The organism is Magnetofaba australis IT-1 (assembly GCF_002109495.1).
Taxonomy (GTDB): Bacteria; Pseudomonadota; Magnetococcia; order Magnetococcales; family Magnetococcaceae; genus Magnetofaba; species Magnetofaba australis.
The window spans coordinates 470,083-494,005 of the sequence record NZ_LVJN01000021.1 but is presented as its reverse complement, the minus strand read 5'-3'; the positions used below and the strand labels follow the sequence as shown (position 1 = coordinate 494,005).

At 60.4% G+C, this 23,923-nt stretch carries 21 protein-coding genes; 17 read left to right on the top strand and 4 right to left on the bottom strand.

All coding sequences use genetic code 11. The annotated features are described in order from the left end of the window. Positions 1–20: 20 nt before the first annotated feature. On the top strand, positions 21–1,421 hold the full coding sequence (thiC, locus tag MAIT1_RS20795; protein WP_085447217.1) for a phosphomethylpyrimidine synthase ThiC: 1,401 nt from the start codon (positions 21–23) through the stop codon (positions 1,419–1,421). Positions 1,422–1,796: 375 nt separating this feature from the next. On the opposite strand, the gene MAIT1_RS20790 is transcribed toward thiC, so the two are convergent. Then, positions 1,797–2,093, bottom strand: coding sequence for a hypothetical protein (locus tag MAIT1_RS20790; protein ID WP_085447011.1), 297 nt, complete (start codon positions 2,091–2,093; stop codon positions 1,797–1,799). Between the two features lie 41 nt (positions 2,094–2,134). Then, positions 2,135–2,449 carry a ribosome assembly RNA-binding protein YhbY gene (gene yhbY, locus MAIT1_RS20785; protein WP_085447009.1) on the bottom strand — a complete coding sequence of 105 codons (315 nt, stop codon included), beginning with the start codon at positions 2,447–2,449 and terminating at the stop codon, positions 2,135–2,137. A gap of 298 nt (positions 2,450–2,747) precedes the next feature. Here yhbY and MAIT1_RS20780 point away from each other — a divergent pair, with 298 nt between their 5' ends. From MAIT1_RS20780 to speB, 11 genes are all read left to right on the top strand, one after another. Beyond that, complete coding sequence (locus MAIT1_RS20780; protein WP_085447216.1) at positions 2,748–3,137, top strand: hypothetical protein; 390 nt, start codon at positions 2,748–2,750, stop codon at positions 3,135–3,137. Between the two features lie 2 nt (positions 3,138–3,139). Then, a complete protein-coding gene (locus MAIT1_RS20775) occupies positions 3,140–4,534 on the top strand; it encodes a hypothetical protein (protein ID WP_085447007.1) in 1,395 nt (464 codons plus the stop codon). A 399-nt stretch (positions 4,535–4,933) separates the two neighbouring features. Continuing rightward, positions 4,934–6,178 carry a flagellar hook-length control protein FliK gene (locus tag MAIT1_RS20770; protein ID WP_085447005.1) on the top strand — a complete coding sequence of 415 codons (1,245 nt, stop codon included), beginning with the start codon at positions 4,934–4,936 and terminating at the stop codon, positions 6,176–6,178. A 1,103-nt stretch (positions 6,179–7,281) separates the two neighbouring features. After that, positions 7,282–7,953 (top strand): flagellar hook assembly protein FlgD, encoded by a 672-nt coding sequence (locus MAIT1_RS20765; protein WP_085447003.1) that lies wholly within the window; start codon positions 7,282–7,284, stop codon positions 7,951–7,953. 120 nt (positions 7,954–8,073) lie between these two features. Then, positions 8,074–9,600, top strand: coding sequence for a flagellar hook protein FlgE (locus MAIT1_RS20760; RefSeq protein ID WP_085447002.1), 1,527 nt, complete (start codon positions 8,074–8,076; stop codon positions 9,598–9,600). 369 nt (positions 9,601–9,969) lie between these two features. Beyond that, on the top strand, positions 9,970–10,467 hold the full coding sequence (locus MAIT1_RS20755) for a flagellar basal body-associated FliL family protein (protein WP_085447000.1): 498 nt from the start codon (positions 9,970–9,972) through the stop codon (positions 10,465–10,467). Positions 10,468–10,545: 78 nt separating this feature from the next. Beyond that, a complete protein-coding gene (gene fliM, locus MAIT1_RS20750; RefSeq protein WP_085446998.1) occupies positions 10,546–11,553 on the top strand; it encodes a flagellar motor switch protein FliM in 1,008 nt (335 codons plus the stop codon). A gap of 102 nt (positions 11,554–11,655) precedes the next feature. Further along, a complete protein-coding gene (fliN, locus tag MAIT1_RS20745) occupies positions 11,656–12,057 on the top strand; it encodes a flagellar motor switch protein FliN (RefSeq protein ID WP_198947973.1) in 402 nt (133 codons plus the stop codon). Next, positions 12,054–12,491: a flagellar biosynthetic protein FliO gene (locus tag MAIT1_RS20740; protein WP_143814992.1), complete on the top strand. Its 438-nt coding sequence runs from the start codon at positions 12,054–12,056 to the stop codon at positions 12,489–12,491. Before fliN ends, MAIT1_RS20740 begins: the two co-directional genes overlap by 4 nt. Before the next feature lie 92 nt (positions 12,492–12,583). Continuing rightward, the gene (gene fliP, locus MAIT1_RS20735; protein WP_241893522.1) at positions 12,584–13,273 is read left to right on the top strand and encodes a flagellar type III secretion system pore protein FliP; all 690 of its coding nucleotides are present in this window, start codon (positions 12,584–12,586) and stop codon (positions 13,271–13,273) included. A 425-nt stretch (positions 13,274–13,698) separates the two neighbouring features. Next, entirely contained in the window at positions 13,699–14,589 is an 891-nt protein-coding gene (speB, locus tag MAIT1_RS20730; protein WP_158089663.1) for an agmatinase, read from the top strand. Positions 14,590–14,820: 231 nt separating this feature from the next. Here the strand turns inward: speB and metH are convergent, their stop codons facing one another. After that, entirely contained in the window at positions 14,821–18,507 is a 3,687-nt protein-coding gene (gene metH / locus MAIT1_RS20725; protein WP_085446992.1) for a methionine synthase, read from the bottom strand. 139 nt (positions 18,508–18,646) lie between these two features. Here metH and MAIT1_RS20720 point away from each other — a divergent pair, with 139 nt between their 5' ends. After that, entirely contained in the window at positions 18,647–19,147 is a 501-nt protein-coding gene (locus tag MAIT1_RS20720) for a hypothetical protein (RefSeq protein ID WP_085446990.1), read from the top strand. Positions 19,148–19,646: 499 nt separating this feature from the next. Here the strand turns inward: MAIT1_RS20720 and pyrE are convergent, their stop codons facing one another. Continuing rightward, positions 19,647–20,300 (bottom strand): orotate phosphoribosyltransferase, encoded by a 654-nt coding sequence (gene pyrE, locus MAIT1_RS20715; RefSeq protein ID WP_085446988.1) that lies wholly within the window; start codon positions 20,298–20,300, stop codon positions 19,647–19,649. 183 nt (positions 20,301–20,483) lie between these two features. On the opposite strand from pyrE, the gene MAIT1_RS20710 reads away from it, so the two are divergent. From MAIT1_RS20710 to MAIT1_RS20695, 4 genes are all read left to right on the top strand, one after another. After that, on the top strand, positions 20,484–20,864 hold the full coding sequence (locus MAIT1_RS20710) for an FtsB family cell division protein (protein WP_158089662.1): 381 nt from the start codon (positions 20,484–20,486) through the stop codon (positions 20,862–20,864). A gap of 220 nt (positions 20,865–21,084) precedes the next feature. Beyond that, the gene (locus MAIT1_RS20705) at positions 21,085–21,606 is read left to right on the top strand and encodes a ribosome maturation factor RimP (RefSeq protein WP_085446983.1); all 522 of its coding nucleotides are present in this window, start codon (positions 21,085–21,087) and stop codon (positions 21,604–21,606) included. Between the two features lie 29 nt (positions 21,607–21,635). Continuing rightward, positions 21,636–23,174 (top strand): transcription termination factor NusA, encoded by a 1,539-nt coding sequence (gene nusA, locus MAIT1_RS20700; protein ID WP_085446981.1) that lies wholly within the window; start codon positions 21,636–21,638, stop codon positions 23,172–23,174. Then, positions 23,131–23,868: a DUF448 domain-containing protein gene (locus tag MAIT1_RS20695; protein WP_158089661.1), complete on the top strand. Its 738-nt coding sequence runs from the start codon at positions 23,131–23,133 to the stop codon at positions 23,866–23,868. Before nusA ends, MAIT1_RS20695 begins: the two co-directional genes overlap by 44 nt. The last annotated feature ends 55 nt before the right edge of the window (positions 23,869–23,923 follow it).

Sequence of the window (23,923 nt, the reverse complement as noted above, 5' to 3'; positions counted from 1 at the left end):
GCGAAACGGAGTTCAACATTATGTGCGCATTCCGCAGCGAGTGGGTCAAAGGCCGCACCGGCAACGTTACCCAGATGCATTTGGCCCGACAAGGGCAGATCACGCCTGAAATGGCCCATGTGGCCCAAGTCGAGGGATTAGAGCCGGAGTTGATCCGCTCCGAGGTGGCGCGCGGGCGCATGGTGATCCCGGCCAATATCCGCCACACCGAAGTGGAGCCCATGGCCATCGGCATCGCCGCCAAGTGTAAGATCAACTCCAATATCGGCAACTCGGCCATCTCCTCGGGCATGGGCGAAGAGGTGGACAAACTGACCAAGTCCATCAAGTATGGCGCCGATACGGTGATGGACCTCTCCACCGGCAAAAACATTCCCCAGATTCGTGAAGCGATTCTGCGCAACAGCACGGTGCCCATCGGCACGGTGCCCATCTATGAGGTGATCGAGCGCGTGCCTGACGTGCGCGATCTGACTCCTGAGCTGATCCTGCAGGTGATCGAGGAGCAGGCGGCTCAGGGGGTGGACTACATGACGGTGCACTGCGGCGTGCTGATGCATGTGCTGCCCATGGTGGAGTCGCGCATCACCAAGATCGTCTCGCGCGGCGGCGCGCTGATGGCGCAGTGGATGCTGCACCATGAAAAAGAGAACCCGCTCTACACCCACTTCGACCAACTGCTGGAGATCTGCAAGCGTTACGACGTGACGCTCTCTCTGGGCGATGGCCTGCGTCCGGGCTGCCTGCACGACGCCTCCGACGACGCGCAGTTCGCCGAACTGGCTGTGCTGGGCGAGTTGACCAAGCGAGCGTGGGAACAGGATGTGCAGGTGATGATCGAAGGTCCGGGCCACGTGCCGCTGGATCAGATCGCCATGAATATGGCCAAGGAGCGCGAGGTGTGCCACGAAGCGCCCTTCTACGTGTTGGGGCCGTTGGTCACCGACATCGCCGCCGGTTACGACCATATCGCCTCGGCCATCGGCGGCGCCATCGCCGCGTGGGAAGGCGCCTCCATGCTTTGCTATGTGACCCCCAAGGAGCATTTGGGCCTGCCCAACGCCGAGGATGTGCGCAACGGCATCATCGCCTACAAGATCGCCGCCCACGCCGCCGACATCGCGCGCAAGCGTCCCGGCGCGCGGGATCGCGACGATGAGATGTCACGGGCGCGTTTCGGCTTCGACTGGAACAAGCAGTTCGAACTGGCGCTGGACCCGGATCGGGCGCGTGAGTATCACGACGAGACCCTGCCGGAGGAGGCGCACAAGAAGGCGGAGTTCTGCTCCATGTGCGGTCCGCGCTTCTGCGCCTACAAGCTGTCGCAGGAGGTGGTCGACAAATCCAAGGAGATCGCCGAGAAGTTCGTGCCCAAATTCTGCCCCGAGAGCGGCGACAAGGGCAAAGAGGAAGCCGCCTGATTGGCGTGACGGCATAACGGTAAAAAAGGCGCCCCGATCCAACTGGACCGGGGCGTTTTTTTACCATGCAATACCAATATTGCACGAATGAGCTAATGTTTGCGTGACGTAGAGCCGATTTGCGCTGACTATTAGTCGCCGACTGGTCGGCGGCGGGGTCTGGGGGCTGCGCCCCCAGCGGGGTGTGGGGCGGCGCCCCACGGTTTGGTTATTGATCTTGGGAGCTCGAGGGCGTAGCCCTCGATATCTTTTATGACCAATACCCAAACTGTCCGATTCTGATTTCAACTGACAATATTGGCCGCCGACTGGTCGGCGGCGGGGTCTGGGGGCGCAGCCCTCATTATCTTTCATCGTCCAAAAACACGCTATCCTTCACCCCCACCAAGTCACATTGGGATCGATTTTGGCGTAGAACTCCAGCGGTTTGGCCCCATCGGAACCCTCCTGCCGCTTCTCATCTTGGCGCTTGAGCAGGGCTTGGCGCATCAGGTAATCGGCCATCTGCAAGCACCACTCACGCTGTTTCTCCTTGAGGGGTTTGCCTGTGGTCTGTACAGCTGATTGCTGGACGAAATCAACCCGAATGGTCTGCCCGCCGCGCAGCTCCAGCGTGATGGCCACGGGGATCTCATTGTCCCACTCAATCGCAGAGTCGGTAATGCCGGGCATGCTGGATTCTCCTCAATACTCTCAATGACGTCTTGGGCAAATTACGCCTTGGGCAGACGAATTTTGCGTTTGTCCGGGTTGGCGTGGGGGCGGTAGAGCGTCGCCATGTGGCCGATGATGCCCACCAGATGCGCATTGGCGCGCTCGGCCAGCTCCTCGGAGAGTTCGTTGCGCTGCTCTTTGAACTCCTGAAACCGCACTTTGATCAGCTCCTGCGTCGCCAACACTTCATCCGCGGCAGTCACCACGCTCTCGGTCACGCCCTCCTTACCCACCATCACCATCGGTTTAAGAGCGTGCGCCAAGCCTTTCAGATGCTTGCGCTGCGTGGGGCTGAGGGGTTTGCGTTGGGTCATGGCGGCGCATCCTTTTGATGGCGGCGAATGTATACGGGGCGGATGACCGTCAGGTCACTCTCGGATTCAAGCGCCACTCTGGGCGCAAGCGTGTCAGATGTTGGATTTTCTCTGATCAGCGGATCCTGAGTGATACGCTTTTTTGGCTATGAGATCCAGACCAGAAAACATGATCAAACGGCAATACAGAGCTTCACTATACCTATGGACAGCGACATGCGCCCGAATTTTCCCGCTGGATTCAAACAGCAATCCGTTATGATGCGTGTACAAATCATTTTCGGGAGCATTGATCATCATGCGTGGATTGCGCCGGAAATTGCTGCTCATATTGGCCTTGCTCTGGCCAATGCCCGCCCAGGCGGATGCGCCGCGCATTGTGGATGCCCAGGCGTCGCGCCTGGACACAGGCGCTTGGCGCTTTGATGTAACCGTGCGCCATGCAGATTCCGGTTGGGATCACTTTGCCGATGGCTGGGAGATTCTGGCGACTGACAAAACCACCGTGCTGGCGCGTCGCACGCTGTATCATCCCCATGTGAATGAACAGCCATTCACCCGCTCTTTAAGCCCCGTGCAATTGGATAAAGAGGTTTCCCAGATTTTCATTCGCGTGCACGATAAACGGCATGGTTATGGCGAAGCGTTGTACTCTCTAACATTGCCGAAAACCCCTCCAAGCGAGTGACAATGCACGTACGTCTGCCCAGCATCCTGTTGTTTGTTCAACTCCCCCTCATCGTGCTGGGACTGTGGTTATTTGCGCCCTATGGCTTCTCTGTGCAAGAGGCGCCGGACTCCCTGGGCTATCGGCAATATCCGTTATGGGATCCAGTGCGCGCGCTGAGTGATTTCCGCTCCTTTGGCTATCCGCTGTTCCTCACGCTGATTCAGAAAAGTTTGGGCAATCTCAATATCCTGCCCTGGCTGCAAATCGCCGCGCATCTGCTGGCGTGCGTGCTGTTCTGGGGCGCGTTGCGCGCAGTGGAGATGACCCCCTGGCGACGTCTGCTGCTCACGCTGCCGCTGCTCTATGGGCCGTTGTTTCTGCACTTCTACCCCTTCGTACTCACCGAGACGCTGACTTTTACCGCGCTGATCACCGTTATTGCCGCGCTATTATGGACATTGGGCAGACCGCGCAGTTGGCTGGCGTGGATCGCATTGGGCCTTGCCACCTTCGCCGCCTATCAGATTCGCCCGGCGGCGCTGTTCGTGGTTCCCTTCTCGCTGGTGGGATTCGCCCTGTGGCGCTGGATCCTGGCGCCATCGCAAGAGGTCAGCTGGAAACTGTGGCTGCAACGCTGGGCGCTGTGCGTGTTGGCCCCGCTGCTGCTATTCGTGGGCGCGCGCTGGGCGTTGGTGGGCCATGTGGGATTGGTCTCGTTTACCGGCGTGCAGCTCTCCGGGGTGGCGCTGCCCATGCTACGCGCCGACGACATCCCGCAAATGCCCACGGAGCTGCAATCCTTGGCCCAGGCGCTGTTTGAACGCGGCCAGAAGGATCAACTCCAGTTCCACTGCGCCATCCCCGACGCCGGACCGGTGTGCCCCTCGGAACACTTCCGCCAGGAGCGCAAACCATTGGTCAATCCCATCGGCGCCGATGGCCAGATGGATTTCGATCTATGGGAGCGCACTATCCCGGTGTGGAATTTCCGCGTCGGCTACCACGGCGCGCTGCTGTTTCTGAAAGATCGCCTGAAAGTGGATGGTGCCCTCTCCAAACTCTCTTTGGCGATCTTCCAACACCATCCCGATCTCTATGGCCAATGGGTCATGGGGCAGACCCAACGCGCGCTGGGCTTTCTGTTCAAAAGCTGGCCTTTGCTCATCGCTCTGATCGCAGGGATAGGGTTATGGATGATCGCCCAGGTGAAAAACGCCTGTGGCGATCCCCCTTACGCCGTGCGTCTGCTGCTGTTCTGGAGCCTGCTGGCCAGCGCCCTGTTCCTCTTGGGTCTGCTGCTCAATGTCCTGGTCACCTTCGCCATTCCCCGCTATGTCCATCTCTACGCCGCCCTGCTGCCTATGCCATTTCTGCTGCTGGCCCATGACGCTTGGCGGCGCTTGTTTATAAAATAGAAACTCTCTGATGATGGAAGATATTGAGGGCTGCGCCCTCAAACTCCCCTAAGGTCAACTGCCACACCGTGGGGCGCCGCCCCACACCCCGCTGGGGCCGCAGGCCCCAGACCCCGCCGCCGACCAGTCGGCGGCCAATAGTCAGCGCAAGCTGGACCTTCATCACGCAAACATTAGACGTTCTGTGCGGTTTTGGTTTTGATTCACTATACTCCGCGCTTCTCCGCAAGTTTGTTCCACGCCAGGCAACAATTGCCCCTCCCTAGCTGGAAATATCCGCCGATCCGTATTCCACTTTTCTGAAAATCTATAATAATTCCAATATTTTATAGATTGGCACGGGGGTTGTAATAGTATCAGAGCGCCAATGGTGGCGTCACGCACAGGGGAGACTCCCATATGACCCCATTCGCCATTCAGATGAATCCAACCGCCCTGTTGGATCCCAGTCAGAGCGGCAAATCCGAACCCGATGCGGTCAATAGCGCCGAACAGTTCGAAGAGGCCCTCAAACAAGCCAAAGAGGCGCGCGCCACCAGCGAGCGTTTGGACGGCGTGGCCAATGAACAGGCGCAAGAGGCGTTGCAGGCCAATCGTAAGCAGGCGGAGATGACCGAAGCGCGCCAACAACAGAGCGCCGAGGCCGCGCATCACAACGCGGCGCAGCGCAAACAGCAGAGCGCCGAGCAGCAGCAGCAACACGCCGCCGCCCAGGAGGCGCAACAAGAGATGCGTCGCGACCAGAGCGCCGAAGCCAGCGATGCCCGCGCCGCCCGTCGGGACGCCCGCGCCGAGGCGCAGCAGCCGGGCCAACGTCCCGCCGAGCAGACCCAACAGCAACAGGCCAACGCCCAGCAACCGGCGGGGCAGGGGGTCAAAACGGGTCAGGCGGGCCAACAGCAGGGCGCCGGGCAGCAGATGGGTCAGAACGGCCAGAACGGACAGAGTGGCGCGCCCAACTTCGCCGACATGCTGGCCAACAACAGCGCCAACAGTGGGCAGCAGGCACAAGTCAATTTGGCCCACACCAATCCCATTGCCGCCAACGCCGCCAAAATGGAGCAGTTGGACGCCATGGTGAAAACCGCCAAGGCGGATGGCGCGCCGCAAATCACTGCGTCGGCCAACGCCAACCGCGCCAGCTCCACCAATGCGGCGCGTCAAGCGCAGGCGCCCGCCAAGCCACTGCCGACGCAATCGCCCCGCTTTGGCGATGAGTTGGGGATGCGCATTGGCCAAATGCGCGTGATTTCGCGTCCGGGGCAGTCGGATCAAGTGCGCATTCAACTGGAGCCGCAAAATCTGGGCTCCCTGGATGTGCGTTTGACGGTGGATAGCGACAAACAGGTGCATATTACGGTGACGGCTGAAACCGAAGCGGCCAAAGAGGCGATCAATAAACATATGGATCAACTCAAGGCGGCGTTGGAGCGGCAGGATTTGACCTTCGCCAGTTTGGATGTGGATGTGAATCCCGACTTGAATAAGCAGATGGCGCAGACGTTTGAAGATGCGCAGCAGCAGGCCAAGGGTGAGCGTTACGGTTGGGATCGGGAGGAAGAGACGGATCCGTTGGAGCAGATATTGGCGCAACGGGCGATTTACGCCCCACGGGATCAGAGTGGACTGAGTGTATTGGCGTAATCGCCAAGGAGTCCGCTGGGGTGCAAAGCCCGGATCAGGGAGAGATCCTGATCCGGGCTTTTTTACGCCCGCAACCAAGCAAAAGTGTATGTGGGAAAGAGGTCAAGCCCACGCTATTTCAGGGGCCTCCGGCTGGCCGGAGGCGGGGTCTGGGGTCCGCGACCCCAGCGGGTCCAGGGCGGCGCCCTGGCGGGTGTCGGGCAGAGCCCGACCGGGGTTTGGGGCGGCGCCCCAATATCTTTGATCTTTAAGCTGTTTCCCGAGGAACAAAGCAGGCGCCAGTAGGAAGCAGCAAGAGAAGCTGGGGACAGTGAGCCAGCACAGAGGAAAACGGGAAACGGCGGTGAGCAGGCCCCAAAGGGGCCGTAATCGGCGAAGCCGATCGCGAATGCAGTAAGAGTCACAACCAGGGAAAGAGCAAAAGTGTGTGTGGTAAGAGGCGGGATCAAAAAGGCTGCCGCCAGGGAAAGTCATATAGTTGCTAGCATTCAAAAGTGAACACATGGGCGTGGGAAGATATCGAGGGCTTTGCCCTCGAGCTCCCAAGGGCAATACCACACCGTGATTCGGGCCATCCATGGCCCTCACCCTTCGGGCTCGCTGCGCGAGTCCGATTTGGCAATCCTGCCGAATCGTGGGCGCTGCCCACACCCGCTTAAGGGGCACAGCCCCTTAAGAATCCCGCCGCCGACCAGTCGGCGGCCAATAGTCAGCGCATGCCGGGCCTACGTCACGCAAACATTTGAGTGTTTGGAAGTGTGTCATTCTGAATTCAAGCGACTATAAAGAGTTTTGTGGCAGGGGACGCATAAAAAACAGCCAGACCAGTCAGCAGGAAATTGCCGCCCAACAAGGAACCGAACGCGGCAAACCTCGCCATCCCGATAGCAAAGCAGAGCGGCAAGAGTTGCCCTGAGCAGGCAAAAAAGAGCGGGAAAAAAGGGCCTGGGGCAAAGTATAAAATAAACAAATAAACAAGCAAAATCAGATAGTTAATACATGGCACGATGTTTGTTAAGTAAAAAATGCTAAAGAAAAAACAACAATGACCGACGGCGACAACGCATCGCTGCGGCGGGAAAAATCGCGAAGGAGAAAAGGCAATGACCACAACCGGGTATGTGAGCAATGTGCCCACAGTCGATCCGAACGCAACCAAGTACGCCGACACGGAGAAGTCGGCGGAAGATCTGCAAATGGATTTTGTGAAGATGCTGACTGCCCAATTGGAAAACCAGGACCCCCTGGAACCCATGGACAATCAGGACTTCACCGCGCAGATGGCGCAGTTCAGTTCACTGTCGGAGGCGCAAAAGACCACCTCGCTGCTGGAACAATTGGTGGCCAGCCAAGGCACGAGCCAGATCAACGAGGCGGTCTCCTATATCGGTCGCCAAGCCGTGGTGGAGGGCAATGCGATGGAAGTGATCAATGGCGACGCCACGGTGCGCTTCGATCTCTCCGCGCCAGCCACCGTGCAGCTCAAACTGTTCGACGAGAACGGCTATGAGGCTAAAGAGGTGCAGGTGAGCATCGACAAGATCGGCGAACAGGCGATCGATTTGAACGATCCAGCGTATGGACTGACCACGCTGGATGGCAGCTATACCTTCTCCGCCGTGGTGACCGATAGCGCATCGGGCGCCAGCATTACGCCGTTGATGGCGGGTCTGGTCACCGGCGTGGTCAACGCGGGCGAGAAGGGCGCTATGTTGGACCTGAATGGACGTCAGGTATCTCTGGCTGATGTGCGTCGCGTGGAGCTGGCCTCCTAAGCAACGGACTCGGTCGTTTGAAGGATCATGACAAGATTGCCCTTACAGGGTTTGAGTTAAGCGCACGGTCGCGCGCAATGAGAAACGCGCGGCCCGCATCCTGAAACAGGAGACGGTTTCATGTCCATTCATCAGGCAATGTTTGCTGGATCCAGCGCGTTGACCAATTACGGCAACGCCATGACCGTAATCGGAAACAACTTGGCCAACGCCAACACCACGGCATTTAAAGGCAGCCGCACCACCTTTGAAGACGTGCTGATCCAAACAGTCGGCATCAGCGGCACCCGCTCCTCCACCCAGATGGGCACCGGGGTGGGGGTGTCGGCCATCGACCAGCTGATGCAGCAGGGTTCGTTCAACGGCACCCAGAACGTTACCGATATGGCCATCGACGGCATCGGTTTCTTCAAGGTGCGCGACCCCAACGCTTTCGCCGACCAGGGCGGCGGCGGCGGCAACGCCACCTCGGGCTCGGATATCTTCTACACCCGCGCCGGCGACTATAAACAGGACGTCAACGGCATGTTGGTGACCAACGCCGGTCTGGTGCTGCAGGGCTGGGCGGTGGACGAAAATGGCCTACGCACCGGCCAGACCACCGACATCGACCTGTCGAGCTTGCAAACCAGTTCGCCCTCGGCCACCACCTCGGTGAACGTCGGTCTGAACCTGAATTCGCAAGCCGCCATCATCGATTCGGCCACCGCCTACGATCCCAACGATCCCACCACCTATAACTTCGCCTCCTCGGTGCGGGTGTACGATTCGCTGGGTCAGGGCCACAACGTCGAAGTTCACTTGCGCAAAACCGACAGCAACACCTGGGAGTGGCATGCGGCGGTCAATAGCGATGAGTTGGCCACCGGCGCGGGCACCGATACGCTCACAGCGGTGGATCAAATCACTGGCAATGTCGCCGACGCGGCCGGCACCTATACCGCCGGCACGCTGACCTTCGACACCAATGGCCGTCTGCTGACTGAAGGCTCCACGCCCATTACGTTTGACTTTACCGGCTCCACCGCCACCGACGGCACCGCCACCAGTCAGGCGATGACACAGCAGATTCTGTTCGATTTCGGCGACGCCGTGGGCACCGATGGCGACTCCACTAACGACTACACGGTGGATTCCACCACCCTGAGTTGGACCGCTTCAGCGGTGACCGAGAATGACCAGACCGACGCCAATGGCGACATCATTCTGGACAACACCGGCACTGCCGGTTCGATTCAGCTCTCCAGCGACTTCGCCACTCTGAAGCTGTCGCAAAATGGCTACTCCACCGGCTTCCTGGAGACCCTCTCCATTGCCGAAGATGGTAAGATCTACGGCGCCTACACCAATGGCGAGACCAAGGCGCTGTATCAAATCTCGCTGGTGGATTTCGACAACCAGCAGGCGCTGGAGCAGGTGGGCGCCAACCTGTTTAGCGAGACCGCGCTCTCGGGTCTGCCCCGCGAAGGCGAACCCGGCTCCGGTCGACTGGGCGATATCGTCAGCTACGCCCTGGAGGCGTCCAACGTGGACATGTCCTCCGAATTCGTCACCATGATCACCACGCAGCGCGCCTTCCAGGCCAACTCGCGTCTGGTGACGGTGACCGACGGCATGCTCGAAGAGCTGATTGCGCTCAAGCGATAAGCCGGTAACACCCTGAAGTTTTGAAATCCCGACAGCGGCGGCCAAAGCGCCGCCGCTGCGGGCAATATCCAGCGTGGAAACGTTGGCGTGGTTTTCGCATGTCCGCTGTTATGACAAGTCGACTGATTTGTCGCAATAGAATCGTTCATTAGGTCAAATCGCCGCACAGCGCGCGATTAACGCCCGATAAGCGACTTGCGAAACAGAGCATTCGGCATGAAATGTTTGACGCTTGAACATGTCGAAAGAGTCACAGCGCCAACGCAGGCCAAAAGACTGGAGATCCACGCGCTGATCCATTGGCGCGACCATTTGCGCACGCAGAGTGAAGCCGGAATCGGCCGCTCGACGAAATGAGGGAAGAGATCCATGGCGGAAGAAGCGGAACAAGAAGAAGGCGGCGGCGGCGGCTTAATCAAAATGCTCATCGTCGCCATTCCAGCCCTGCTGGTGGGCGCGGGCGCAGGGTACTTCCTGGGCGGCATGTCCGCATCGTCAGATCAGCAGGCCGAACAGACGGTGGATCCCGAGGGGGAGAAGACCCCGCGCGATCCCAAAGAGACCCTGGGCGAAACCTTCAAGCTGGAGCCCTTTGTGGTCAACCTGGCGGAAACCCGGGGCAATCGCTACCTGAAGGCGACCATCGAGCTGGAGCTGGACACCGAAGAGCTGCGTCCGGAGCTGGAGCGTCGGATTCCCCAGTTGCGCGATGTGTGTCTGTCGCTGCTGGGCTCCAAGACCTCCACCGAGCTGCTGCAGGCCGAGGGCAAATACAAGCTCTCCGAAGAGATTCGCGCGCGTGTGAATGCGCTGCTGGCCAACGGCAATGTCAAACAGGTGTTCTTCACCGAATTCGTGATTCAGTAATCCACTCTCCGCACGCCGCGCCGCATCGCACTGTGTGATGTGGCGCGCGCGGAGCGCGGGTGAAGGAAAGGCCGACCCATGTCGCAGATTCTCTCAGCCGACGAAATCGACGCCCTCATGCAGGGGTTGGAGGAGGGGTCCATCGATCTGGACGAGATCGATGAGGATATCCCCGCCGCCTCCAAGGATGACAAGAAGGTCATGCCCTTCACCTTTGGGCAGAAGACCGCCATCCGCGTCGGCGCCCTGCCGGGCTTGGACCTGATCAATGAGCACTTGGGCTCACAGCTCTCCTTCAAGCTCACCCAAAAGGTGGGCCGCGAGGTGCACGTGCAGCCCAAAGCCACCACCAACCAGGTGTTCGGGCGTTTTCTGCACACGGTGGAGCCGCCTATCTTCATCAACATCCTGCGGGTGGAGCCGTCACAATCCATGGCGCTCATCGCCATCGACGGCGACGTCATGTACACCGTGATGGAGGGCTTCTTCGGCGGCCCCGGCGACTCCGAGCGGCCGTTCCGCAACTTCTCGCCCTTCGAGATGAAGGTGATCGACCGCATCATGGACGTCACCCGCGAACAGATCGAAGTGTCGTGGAAGAAGCTCGATCCTTCATTCCGTCTGGTGCCCACCCGCTGGGAGAACCAGCCGCAGTTCGCCGCGGTGATGCCGCTGGATGAGACGGTGTTCCTGATCACCTTCTCGGTGGAGGTGGGCGACGCCGAAGGCAACCTGACCATCTGCTTCCCGGCGGTGATCCTGGAGCTGTTCAAGCAGCAGCTCAAACAGGGCTTCCAGGCCAAGGAGGAGGTGGAGGGCGCCTCGGCGTGGATGGCGGCGTTGATGGACGAGTTGGGTCTGGCGCGGGTGAAGGTCACGCCGGTGGTGGCGCAAATGCAGATGACTGTCAAACAGATGCTGGATCTGAAAGTGGGCGACGAGTTGATTCTGCCCACCGACATGTCCGAAGAGATGCCCATCGAAGTGGGTGGTCTGACCAAGTTCATGGGTCAGGCGGGGGTGGTGGACGGCATGCGCGCCGTGCGCATCACCCGCACGGTGACCAAAGAGGATGGTTTCGACTGATTGGGCTGAAAAGACGATGGGCGCCGGATAGACCATGGCGCAAAAGGCATGAATACACGCCCGACGCGACGGGCGTTTGACCCACCCTGGGGAGTGGATACGATGGAAGAGAACATGGACATCGATGACGAGTTGGAAGCCCTGGAAGCCGAAGACGATGGGCTGTCCGACTTTGCGCAAGGCTTCGCCGGCGACATTGAAGAGGACGTTGTGAGTCTGGCCAGCGCCGACGATGACGACGACATCAAGAACCTCGACCTGCTCATGGACGTGCCGCTGGAAGTTTCGGTGCGTCTGGGCCATGTGCGCATGCAGATCGGCGATCTGCTGCGTCTGAACAAGGGCTCCCTGGTGGAGCTGGAAAAAGAGGCCGACGATCCGTTGGAGGTCTACGTCAACGACCGTCTGTTGGCCTATGGCGAAGTGGTGATGATCAAGGACAAGCTGGGCATCCGCATCACCGACATCGTCTCGCTCAAAGAGCGCTTGGAGAATCTGCGTTGACGAGACCCCTTCGCGTTGCCATGATGCTGGCGGGCGCCGCGTTTATCGCGGCGCCTGTTCTCGCCAGCGCGGCTTTCGCCGAAGGGAGCGTGAAACCCCAGCAACCGCCCATCAATTTGATGGAGGAAGCGGTGCGCATCGCCGGGTATCTGCTTGCTCTGATCGCCGTAGCGGCGCTGGTGATCCAGATCAATAAACGACTGCAACCCAAACTGGGCGCCAGCGGCGTCATCCAGGTGCTCGCCTCGCGCGCTCTGGGTCCCGGGGTGGGGGTGCGGTTGGTGCAAGTGGGATCGCGCGCGTGGTTGTTGGGAGTGGGCAAGGACCGGATCAATCTACTGGCGGAGCTCTCCAGCCAGGAGACCGAACAGGCGCGTCGTACGGCGGGCCTGAAGGACGATCCCAGCGCAAAACCGCCATCCTCCGCCGCCTGACTCAGCGTCGCGATTTTCGCATCGCCTCCATTCTGTTTCCCCTGTTTGCCGCGCTGCTGTGGCTGGTTCCCGAACTGGCCCTGGCCGCCGATGTGCAACTGCCTGGCCTGACCTTTAACACCGGTCAGGTCACCGGCGACGCCGATCCCGAGCAAGTCAGTATTCTGCTGCAGATTCTGGCGCTGATGACGCTGTTCTCATTGGCGCCGGGTCTGCTCATCATGGTCACCTCGTTCACCCGGGTGATTGTGGTGATGTCGTTTGTGCGTCAAGCCATGGGCTTGCAGGGGCAGCCGCCCAACCAGGTGCTCATCGCCCTGGCCATCTTCGTCACCTTCTTTGTGATGGGTCCGGTATTCGACGCCGTGTGGGATACCGCGCTCAAGCCCTATGTGATCGACAAAACCATCGATGCAGAGGCCGCGTGGAACAACGCCGTGGTGCCGGTGCGCGACTTCATGTTGCGGCAAACCCGCGATACCGACCTGGGCCTGTTCATGCGTCTGGCCGGGGTGGACAATGTCGCCACTCCGCAGGAGATTCCCCTGCGCGTGGTTGTCCCCGCATTCATGATCTCGGAGCTCAAAACCGCCTTCCAGATCGGTTTTATGATCTATCTGCCCTTCCTCATCGTGGATATGGTGGTGGCCTCGGTGGTCATGTCCATGGGTATGATGATGCTGCCGCCGCTGGTGATCTCCATGCCCATCAAGCTGATCCTCTTCGTGCTGGTGGACGGCTGGGCCCTAGTGGTGGGCTCCGTGGTCCAATCATTCCGTTAGCGCATAACGGTACTCTTTTTCTAAAGCGAATATATTTTAAGATGAAAGAGACTGGGGCTTCGCCCCAGACCCCACCAGGGCTTTGCCCTGGACCCACGAGGGCGCCGCCCTCGACCCGCCAGGGAAATGATTTCCCTGGACCCTCGTGAGTTTTACTCCGTGCGCAAGCGGAGATTGGTTTATTGAGTCTTTTTCTATACTTGATATAAAAATTGCACAGAACGGCCAATGTTTGCGTGATGCAGACCCGGCTAACGCTGACTATGTGCCGCCGACTGGTCGGCGGCGGGGCCTGGGGTCCGCGACCCCAGCGGGTGTGGGCGGAGCCCACGGTGTGGTTGTTGATCTTGGGAGCTCGAGGGCAACGCCTTCGATATCTTAAAGCGCCCCACTGTCTGAATGCTAACGACTATAGAGACGTTGCCATGTCTGATACCGTTACTGTGACGCCATTCTTAGGCGAAGCCAACGCCTCTTTGGAGAAGGCCGATGTGGCCATTCTCTCCGTGCCCTATGAAGGCGCGGTCAGCTATGGCGGCGGCGCGGCCAATGGGCCATCGGCGATTCTGGAAGCCTCCACCCAGGTGGAGCTGTACGATGAGACGCTGAACAAGGAGACCATTCGCAATCTCAACGTCCACACTCTGCCGCCATTGGATGTGGCCGGGCTCAACTCCGAAGAGCTGGCTGAACAGGTGCGACTGGCGGCCAAACCCCATGTGGACGCCGAACGCTTCCTGGCCACTCTGGGCGGCGATCACTCCATCTCTATTGGCGTGCTGCGCGCCTATTGGGAGAAGTACGGTGATCAATTCACCGTGCTGCAGTTCGACGCCCACGCCGACATGCGCGAGGAGTATGACGGTAACCCGCTCTCCCACGCCTGCGTCATGCGGCAGGTGTACGACATGGGGATCCCGTTCGTCTCGGTGGGAATTCGCTCTTTGAGCGCGTTTGAGAAGAAGCACCTGACCTGGCGTGGCCTCTCCGAACGGATCTTCTGGGCCAAGGATATTCAGCGCTGGAACAAAACCGGGCAGGGGGCGTGGCTGGATGAACTGACGGCGCTGCTGGGGAGTAAGGTCTATATCACCTTCGATGTGGACGCCATGGACCCGGCCATCATGCCCGCCACCGGCACCCCGGAGCCGGGTGGATTGGATTGGTACACGGTCAATGACGTGCTGGATCGGGTGTGCGCCTCGCGTCAAATCATCGGCTGCGATATCAACGAGCTGGCCCCGATTCCGGGCCTGCATGCGCCGGACTTCCTCTGCGCGCGTCTGCTGTATCGGATTTTAGGCTTGGCGCTGTAATCTCGCTGTGCGAAACCAAAACTGCACAAAACGGCCAATGTTTGCGTGACGCAGGTGGAGCTAGCGTTGTCTAGTTGGCCGCCGACTAGTCGGCGGCGGGGTCTGGGGGCTGCGCCCCCAGCGGGTGTGGGCAGCGCCCACGGTTTGGCTCTGGATTTTCAGGGGAGTTTGAGGGCGCAGCCCTCAATATCTTCCCTTTCCCCAATGTTCATTCAAATAACCAACGCTCAATCACTCCTCCAGATTCGGCGCCAGCCAGCGGCGGGCTTCCTCTTCGCTCATGCCTTTGCGCTGGGCGTAGTCGGCGACCTGCTCATCACTGATGCGGCCTACGGAGAAATAACGCGCTTCGGGGTGGGCGATGTAGAAGCCGCACACCGACGCCGCCGGGGTCATGGCGTAGCTCTCGGTCAGATACATCTGCGTAGTCTTGGGCGTGGCCAGGAGTTGGAAAATCTTCGCTTTCTCAGTGTGCTCCGGGCAGGCGGGATAGCCCGGCGCCGGGCGAATGCCAACATATTTCTCGGCGATCAGGTCGGCGGGGGAGAGGGTTTCCTCCGCCGCATAGCCCCAATACTCCTGACGCACTCGCTGATGCACCCGCTCGGCCAGCGCCTCGGCCAGACGGTCGGCCAGCGCCTCGGTCATGATGGCGTTATAGTCGTCGCCCGCCTCCTGGAACTGCTTGACCCGCGCCTTCACCCCATGCCCGGCGGTGACGGCGAAGAAGCCCACGTAATCCTTCTTACCGGAACTGGCCGGAGCGATGAAATCTCCCAGCGCATAGCAGGCGGCGTCTGCGCCCGCATCACGCTGCTGACGCAGGCCATGGAAGGTGAGCAGTTCCGCATTGCGCTGATCATCGGCGAAGATAACGAAATCCTCGCCGCGACCCTCCGCCGGGAACAGCCCCACCACCGCATGGGCGATGATGGATTTCTCCTCGATCAGTTGGTCCAGCAGCTTTTGCGCGTCGTCATAGAGCTTTTTGGCCTCTTCGCCCCGCTGCGGATCCTCAAAGATGGCCGGATAGGTTCCGCGCATCTCCCACGTGTGGAAGAAGGGGCTCCAGTCGATGTAGTCGCGCAGGGTGGCCAGATTGTAGTCGCCCATAGCGTGCAGCCCCAATTTGGGCGGCGTGGCTGGGGTGTAAGCGGCCCAATCGATAGCGGGCGCCCGCTTGCGCGCCTCCTCCAGGGAGAGCAGAGGCTTGCGCGCGCGATTCTGGCTCACGTTTTCGCGCAGCTTCTCCTGCTGCTGCTTCAGATCAGCCACAAAGCCATCGCGCTGGTTGGCCGACAGCAGCGCCGCCGCCACCCCCACGCCGCGCGAGGCGTCTTTCACATGGGCCACCGGGAAGCCGCACACCGGCGCGATCTTCACCGCCGTATGCGCCGCCGAGGTGGTGGCGCCGCCGATGAGCAGCGGCTGAGTCATGCCGCGCTTCTCCATCTGCTGGGCGATGTCCACCATGTGCTCCAGAGACGGCGTGATCAGACCCGACAGGCCGATGATATCCACGTTCTCCTTCTGCGCGGCGTCGAGAATCTGCTCGGTGGGGACCATCACGCCCAGGTCAATCACCTCGTAGTTATTACATTGCAGCACCACTTTGACGATGTTCTTACCGATGTCGTGCACATCGCCCTTCACCGTGGCCAGGAGGATTTTGCCCTGGGAGGAGCCGCCGCCCAACGAGGCGTTGGCCTCTTCAATGAAGGGCACCAGCACCGCCACCGCCTGTTTCATCACCCGCGCGCTCTTGACCACCTGGGGCAGGAACATCTTCCCGGCGCCAAACAGATCGCCCACCGCGTTCATGCCCGCCATCAGCGGACCTTCCACCACCGACAACGGGTGATCGGCAGCCTGGCGCGCCTCCTCCACATCGGCTTCGACAAATTCGGTGACGCCTTTGATCAAGGCGTGCTTGAGACGCTCCTCCACGGAGCCTTCGCGCCATGCCTGGGTCTGCACTTCGCTCTTTGCGCCGCTATCGCGATAGGTGTCCGCCACTTCCAACAGACGATCGGTGGCGTCTTCGCGACGGTCGAGAATCACATCCTCCACCCGCTCGCGCAGCTCGGCGGGGATGTCCTCATACACCCCCAGCTGACCGGCGTTGACGATGCCCATATCCATGCCCGCCTTGACCGCATGGTAGAGGAACACCGAGTGCATCGCCTCGCGCACCGGATTGTTGCCGCGGAAGGAGAACGACACATTGCTCACGCCGCCGCTGATCAATGCCCCGGGCAGGTTTTTCTTGATCCAGCGCACCGCCTCGATGAAGTCGATGGCGTAGCGATTGTGCCCCTCAATGCCGGTGGCCACGGCGAAGATATTGGGGTCGAAAATGATATCGGTGGGGTCGAAATCCAGCTTCTCGCGCAGCAGGTCATAGGCGCGTTTGCAGATCTCGATGCGGCGCTCATAGGTGTCGGCCTGGCCGGTTTCATCAAACGCCATCACCACCACCGCCGCGCCGTAACGCTGCGCCAATCCGGCTTGCTCCAGGAACGGCGCTTCACCCTCCTTGAGGCTGATAGAGTTGATGATCGCCTTGCCCTGAATGCGCTTCAGACCGTTCTCGATGACGTTCCATTTGGAGGAGTCCACCATCAACGGCACGCGGGAGATCTCCGGCTCGGCGGCCACCAGATTGAGGAAGGTTCCCATGGCCGCTTCGGCGTCCAACATGGCGTCATCCATGTTGATATCGACGATCTGCGCGCCGTTCTCCACCTGCTGGCGCGCCACCTCCAGCGCCTCGTCATAGCGCTCTTCGCGAATCAGACGGGCGAATTTGGCCGACCCGGCCACGTTGGTGCGCTCGCCCACATTGACGAACAGCGAATCGGGGCCGATCTCCAACTGCTCCAAACCCGAGTAGCGCCCCATCATGGGGATTTCGGGAATTTTACGCGGGGCGACATCTTTCACTTCCTGCGCGATGGCGCGGATGTGGTCCGGCGAGGTGCCGCAGCAGCCGCCGATGATGTTGATCAGACCCTCTTCGGCAAAGCCGCGAATCTTCTTGCCCATGATCTCGGGGGTTTCGTCATAGGCGCCGAATTCGTTGGGCAGACCGGCGTTGGGGTGAGCCGAGACGCGCACATTGGCGATGCGCGACAGGGTCTGCAAATGGGGCTTCATCAGGTCGGCGCCAAAGGCGCAGTTCATCCCCACCACCGCCGGACGACTGTGGGCCACCGAACGCCAGAACGCCTCCACGGTCTGACCGGTCAGGGTGCGGCCGCTGTTATCGGTGATGGTCACCGAGATCAGCAGGGGAACGTCCACGCCGCGCTCCTCCAGCACTTCGCGAATGGCGAACAGAGCGGCTTTGGCGTTCAAGGTGTCGAAAATGGTCTCCACCAGCAACAAATCAGACCCACCGTCCAACAGACCTTCAACCGCAGTGCGATAGTCAGCGCGCAGGGCGTCAAAATCGATGTTGCGATAGCCGGGGTTGTTCACATCCGGCGAGATGCTGGCGGTGCGGTTGGTGGGGCCGATGCTGCCGGCCACAAAACAGGCGCGTGTCGGATCTTTGGCTTCCACAGCGTCACAAGCTTGACGCGCCAACTCCGCCCCGGCCTTGTTTAATTCATAGGCCAATGGCTGCAAATTATAGTCGGCCAAAGAGGTTGCATTGGCATTGAAGGTGTTGGTCTCGACAATGTCCGCGCCCGCCTCCAGGTAGGCGGTATGTATGTTGCGTATGACGTCCGGACGGGTTAACGTCAGCAGATCGTTGGCCCCTTTCAGGTCCTGGGGGTGGTCGGTGAAACGATCCCCGCGAAAATCGGCCTCAGTCAGGTTATGCCGCTGGATCATGGTGCCCATGGCGCCATCAAGAATGACGATGCGGCGGTCAAGTAAAGCGTAAAAAGCGTCGGTGCGATTGGCGGACATGGCGGACTGTGGAGAGTTCGGGTTATTGACGATGACTCCACGGCGTTTGTCATGATCCGATCCAAACAGGTCAACGCCGATTGCAAGCGCGGCAATTCAGATGGAACGACGATTCGGGAGTCTCAAAGGAGAGTAGGTTATGCGATTTACGACCATTGCGCTATTGGCGGCGTTGACTTTTCCCATCGCTCACACTGCGCAGGCGGCCAAAGTGATTTATGAGAGCGGCGCGTTTGCCGTGCGTAAGGTGACCACGGATGACAAAAACAAGGAGATCTGCAAGCTGGAGGTCTCCATGGAGTTGGATGGTCAGGTGGCGGCCTATCTGGCGCTGTTTGAGTCCCGTGATTACTACGGCGAGCTGTTCACCGAGCGCAAACGCATCGGACTGGCCCGTGAGAGCGTGAAGATTGCGTTTGATGACGAAGCGGCGCGCGATATCCCCTTTGCCAACGGCTTGGCGGGGATGGATGCCGATTGGCGTTGGCAGTATCTGGAAGACACCAACAATCTGTTGGACAACGTCAAGCGCAAGAACAAAATGCGCGTTACGTTTAACAACGGCGCCAAGGATTACAGCTTTGATATCTCCCTGAAGGGGAGCTCCAAAGCGGTGAAAGAGCTGCGTCGCTGCAAATAAGCGCGCCCAGGATTCGGTAACGCAAACGCCCCGGCCTCTCCAGGCTGGGGCGTTTGCGTTACTGCGTAACGGGACCAGCGCCCGAGTATTGCAAAACTAAAACGGCGCGGAACGACCACTGTTTGCGTGACGCAGCTTGAGCGTGCGCTGATTATTGGCCGCCGACTGGTCGGCGGCGGGATTCTTAAGGGGCTGTGCCCCTTAAGCGGGTGTGGGCAGCGCCCACGGTGTGGCGGTTGGGAGCTCGAGGGCAAAGCCCTCGATATCTTAATGCTTTAAAATCGCGCGGAGTAAAAATGTTTGCGTGATGCAGATTGAGCTTGCGCTGACTATTGGCCGCCGACTGGTCGGCGGCGGGATTCTTAAGGGGCCGCGCCCCTTAAGCGGGGTGTGGGGCAGAGCCCCACGGTGTGGCTGTTGATCTTGGGAGCTCGAGGGCGGAGCCCTCGATATCTTCCATTGACCCGTCAATGTCTGATTCTGGTTTCCCGTGACGCTCTTAGGCGGGGAACACGCCGTACTGATCGCGATACGCCTCAATGGCGGGCAGATGCGCCGCCAATTCGGGATCATTACGCAGCATATCGATGAGATCAGCCAGGGTGGCGATGGCGATCACTGGAACCTTGAGGGTGGCCTCCACCTCCTGAATGGCGGAGAGCTCGCCCTTGCCGCGCTCCTGACGGTCGAGGGCCACCAACACCCCGGCCAAACGCGCGCCGGCCTGTTCGATCAGCGCCACCGATTCGCGCACCGAAGTGCCGGCGCTGATCACATCGTCGATCACCAGCACATCGCCGGTGAGCGGCGCGCCCACCAGGGTTCCGCCTTCGCCATGATCCTTGGCCTCTTTGCGATTGAAGGCGAACGGCGTGGGACGATTGTGCCGCTCAGCCAACGCCATGGCGGTTCCGGCGGCCAGGGGGATGCCCTTGTAGGCGGGGCCGAACAGCACGTCAAAGGCGGGCGCAGCATCCACAATGGTCTGCGCGTAGTAGCCGGAGAGTTGGGCCAATGCGGCGCCGCTGTTGAACAGCCCGGCGTTGAAGAAGTAGGGGCTGTTGCGACCAGCCTTGGTGGTGAACTGGCCAAAACGCAACACCTCGGTTTGCAGGGCAAAGCGCAAAAACGCCTGTGCGGACTCGCGGCTCATGGGGCAATCGACTCCTGTGAAAACGGCGCGCGCATCGGACTCCCTGTTCCCGCGCGCGTCGATATGATAGGTAAATGAAGCGGCCAGAATGCCGCCATTCGACGCGCGGAACAACCTTTTCGCCAGCCGATGCCGTATGCGCGCCTGCAGACAGGCCGCTGCGCAGGTAAGGAAACCGAGCCCATGAACGACGCTGCCGCCAACGCCTCCGAATCCGCCTCGCCGCTCTCCGGCGGGTTGATCCTCATTCTCTCCCTGCTGGTGGCCATCGTTGGCGCGCAGTATGTGCTGTGGTTCGGTGATCAAGGTCTGGTGCGCTGGCGCCATACCGACCGCCAGTTGCAGCACATGGAGGAGCGCATCCTGGTGATTGAGGAGCGCATCCACCGCCTCAAGCGCGAGATCCGTCTGGCCGACGCCGACCCGCTGATTTTGGAGGAGGTGGCGCGCCGCCAACTGGGTTACGCCTATAAGGATGAGATCATTTTCGTCGATCCCACTCAAACCGGCGTCGCCCACGTCAGCCAGTCGCCCAATGACGCGGCGACCCAAACCCGCCCGTAATTATGAGAATCTCCTTGCATTGAGGCGAAAATTCCTTATAGTGGCCCGTGCGTTCCCTCGGGAGCGTTGCGTTCCGCATTCTTAGGCAGAATTGGGACAAAGTCGGCTACGCCGGCTTTTTTTTATTTCTGCGCGGCAAAGCGGGACCCGCGTAGATGATGCGCAAAGTGTTGATTTCACAGAAATTATCTTCACGATTTGAGAAGGTGCTCGACCCATCATGTCCGATCTTGCGGCGCAACTCTGGGAACTGGCCGAAGAGGCCGCCGAGTTGAATCAGTGCGAACTGGTGGACATGGAGCACCGTCGTGAAGGACGTCAGTGGATCGTGCGCGTATTCATCGACCGCGCGCCTAGCGTCGAACCGCCGCAGGACGCCCCCGTCAACGCCGATGGCCGCAAACTCACCGGCGTGACGCTGGATGAGTGCGCTGAAGTCAGCCGCATGCTGGCCGGGCTGCTGGATGTTAAAGATCTGATTCCCCATGCCTATCAGTTGGAGGTCTCCTCCCCGGGCATTGAGAGGCCGCTGAAGAAGCGGACCGATTATGAACGCTTCGCCGGACAATTGGCGGAGCTGCGCTTCTACCGTCCCCTGGATTTGGAGGATGGACCCCGGCGCAAACTGCGCGGCGTGCTCGCCGGGCTGGAGGGGGACGCAGTATTGATCCGCGAGGGGGATCGCTGCATACGGGCGCCGCTGGACCTGATCGCCAAGGCCCGGCTGGCTTTTGATGACTGAGTAGTGTTGATAATGAGCGGTTGCCGTCCATGACAATCGAAATTCTACAGGTAGCGGAGCAGGTCGCCCGGGAAAAGGGCATCGACAAACAGGTGGTGATCGACGCTATGGAGATCGCCATTCAGACCGCTTCGCGTAAAAAATATGGCGCCAATAAAAACATTCAGGCGCGCTTCGATCCCAAGTCGGGCGAATTTCTGCTGCATCAACTGCGCGAAGTGGTGGCCGCCGATGATGAAGAGTCGCTGGCCGATACCGATCTGTACATCTCCATTGAGGATGCGCTGCGTCTGAATCCGGAAGCGCAACTGGGCGACTTCATCGCCGAGGCTCTGCCCCCCATCGAATTTGGCCGCATCGCCGCGCAGACCGCCAAGCAGGTGATCGTGCAAAAGGTGCGCGACGCCGAGCGTGAGCGCATCTTCGAAGAGTACATCGACCGCCAAGGGCAACTGGTCAACGGTCTGGTCAAACGCGTGGAGCGCAACAACATCCACGTGGACCTGGGCCGCACCTCGGCGTTTCTGCCCTACGAAGAGCAGCTGCCGCGCGAACACTATCGCCCCGGCGACCGCATCCGCGCCTACATCAAAGAGGTGCGCGACGCCACCCGCGGCCCGCAGATCATCCTCTCGCGCACCCATGCGCAGATGGTGGCGCGCCTGTTCGAAATGGAAGTGCCGGAGATCTATGACGCCATTGTCGAGATCAAGGCGGTGGCCCGCGATCCTGGTTTCCGCAGCAAAATCGCGGTGCGCTCCAACGACTCCCATGTGGACCCCGTAGGCGCCTGCGTGGGCATGCGCGGCTCCCGCGTGCAGGGGGTGGTGACCGAATTGCAGGGCGAGCGCATCGACATCATCGAATGGTCGCCGGATCCGGCGGTGTTCGTGTGTAACGCCCTGGCCCCCGCCGAAGTGTTCAAAGTGGTGGTGGACGAAGAGGAGCGCAACATCAAGGTGGTGGTGCTGGAGGATCAACTCTCTCTGGCCATCGGCCGTCGCGGCCAGAACGTGCGTCTGGCCTCCGAGCTGACCGGCTGGAAGATCGACATCATCACCGAGGCCGAAGAGATCTCCATGCGCGCCGAGGAGTTCGAGGAGCTGGCCAAGCACTTCATGCAGAACCTGGATCTGGATGAAGATGTGGCCGCCGTGCTGGTGCAGGAGGGCTTCTCCTCCAGTGAAGAGGTCGCCTACGTGCCTCTCGAAGAGCTGGCCAGCATCGACGGATTCGACGAAGATATCGCCCAGGAGCTGCGCAACCGCGCCCGCGATCAACTGCTGCAACAGGCGCTCAAGACCGAAGAGCGCAAAGAGGAGCTGCACGTCGATCCGCGTCTGTCGGAGCTCGAGGGTCTGAACGACGAAGCGCTGATTCTGTTGGCGGAAAAAGAGATCAAAACCCTCGACGATTTCGCTGATCTGGCGACCGACGAACTCCAGGAGTATCTGGACAACGGCGTCAACGAAGAGCAAGCGGCGGCCCTGATTCTGGATGCGCGCCGTAAAGCCGGGTGGTTTGATGACGAAGAAGAGCAAGAGTCGGCGCCCGACGCAGCCTCCTGAGGCGCACACGGAGTCGATTGACGGGCCGCTGCGCCAATGCGCGGTGACCCGGGAGCGCCATCCGCAGGGACGCTTGCTGCGCTTTGTGGTGGATCCGGTCGGTCGTTTGACCGAAGATCTGAACGGCAAGCTCCCCGGACGCGGAATTCACGTCCTGCCCACGCGGGCCAACATCACCGCGCTGCTGAAACGACGCGGGCTGTTCGCCAAACTGCTGGCGCCGGGGGTGGAGCTGCAGACGCCCACCGCCGAAGAGTTGCTGACGCGGCTGGAGACAGCGCTGCTGCGGCGTTTGAGCGATGGCGTCGGTCTGGCCAAACGGGCCGGGGCGCTGCGCTTGGGATTACGGGAGTTGGAGGAGGCGCTCACCGCGTCCTCTCCGACGCAGCCGGTGTTGACCCTGCTGGCTGCCGACACCGCGCGGCATACGCGCGAAAAGTGGCTGCGCCTAGTGCGCCACTGGCCACAGAGCATACGCCTGGAGGCGTCGGACCGACTCACCGTCGGCGCCGCCTGCGGACGCGCCGAAGTGGCGGTGATCGCGGTGATAGGCGCAGGTCCGGCGCGGCGGATTGAAGCCGACGTCACGCGCTGGATTCTGTTTAGCGGAGTCGGCGCGGTTTTGGATGATGAGGCGGTGGAGGCGGCGCTGCAGGCGCCCCGCTCCGAGGCCTCCTTGCCAGAGACTGACTAAGCGGTCTGACTGGCGATTACGATGGAAACGGCGTGATCGATCCGCATTTGGCGGA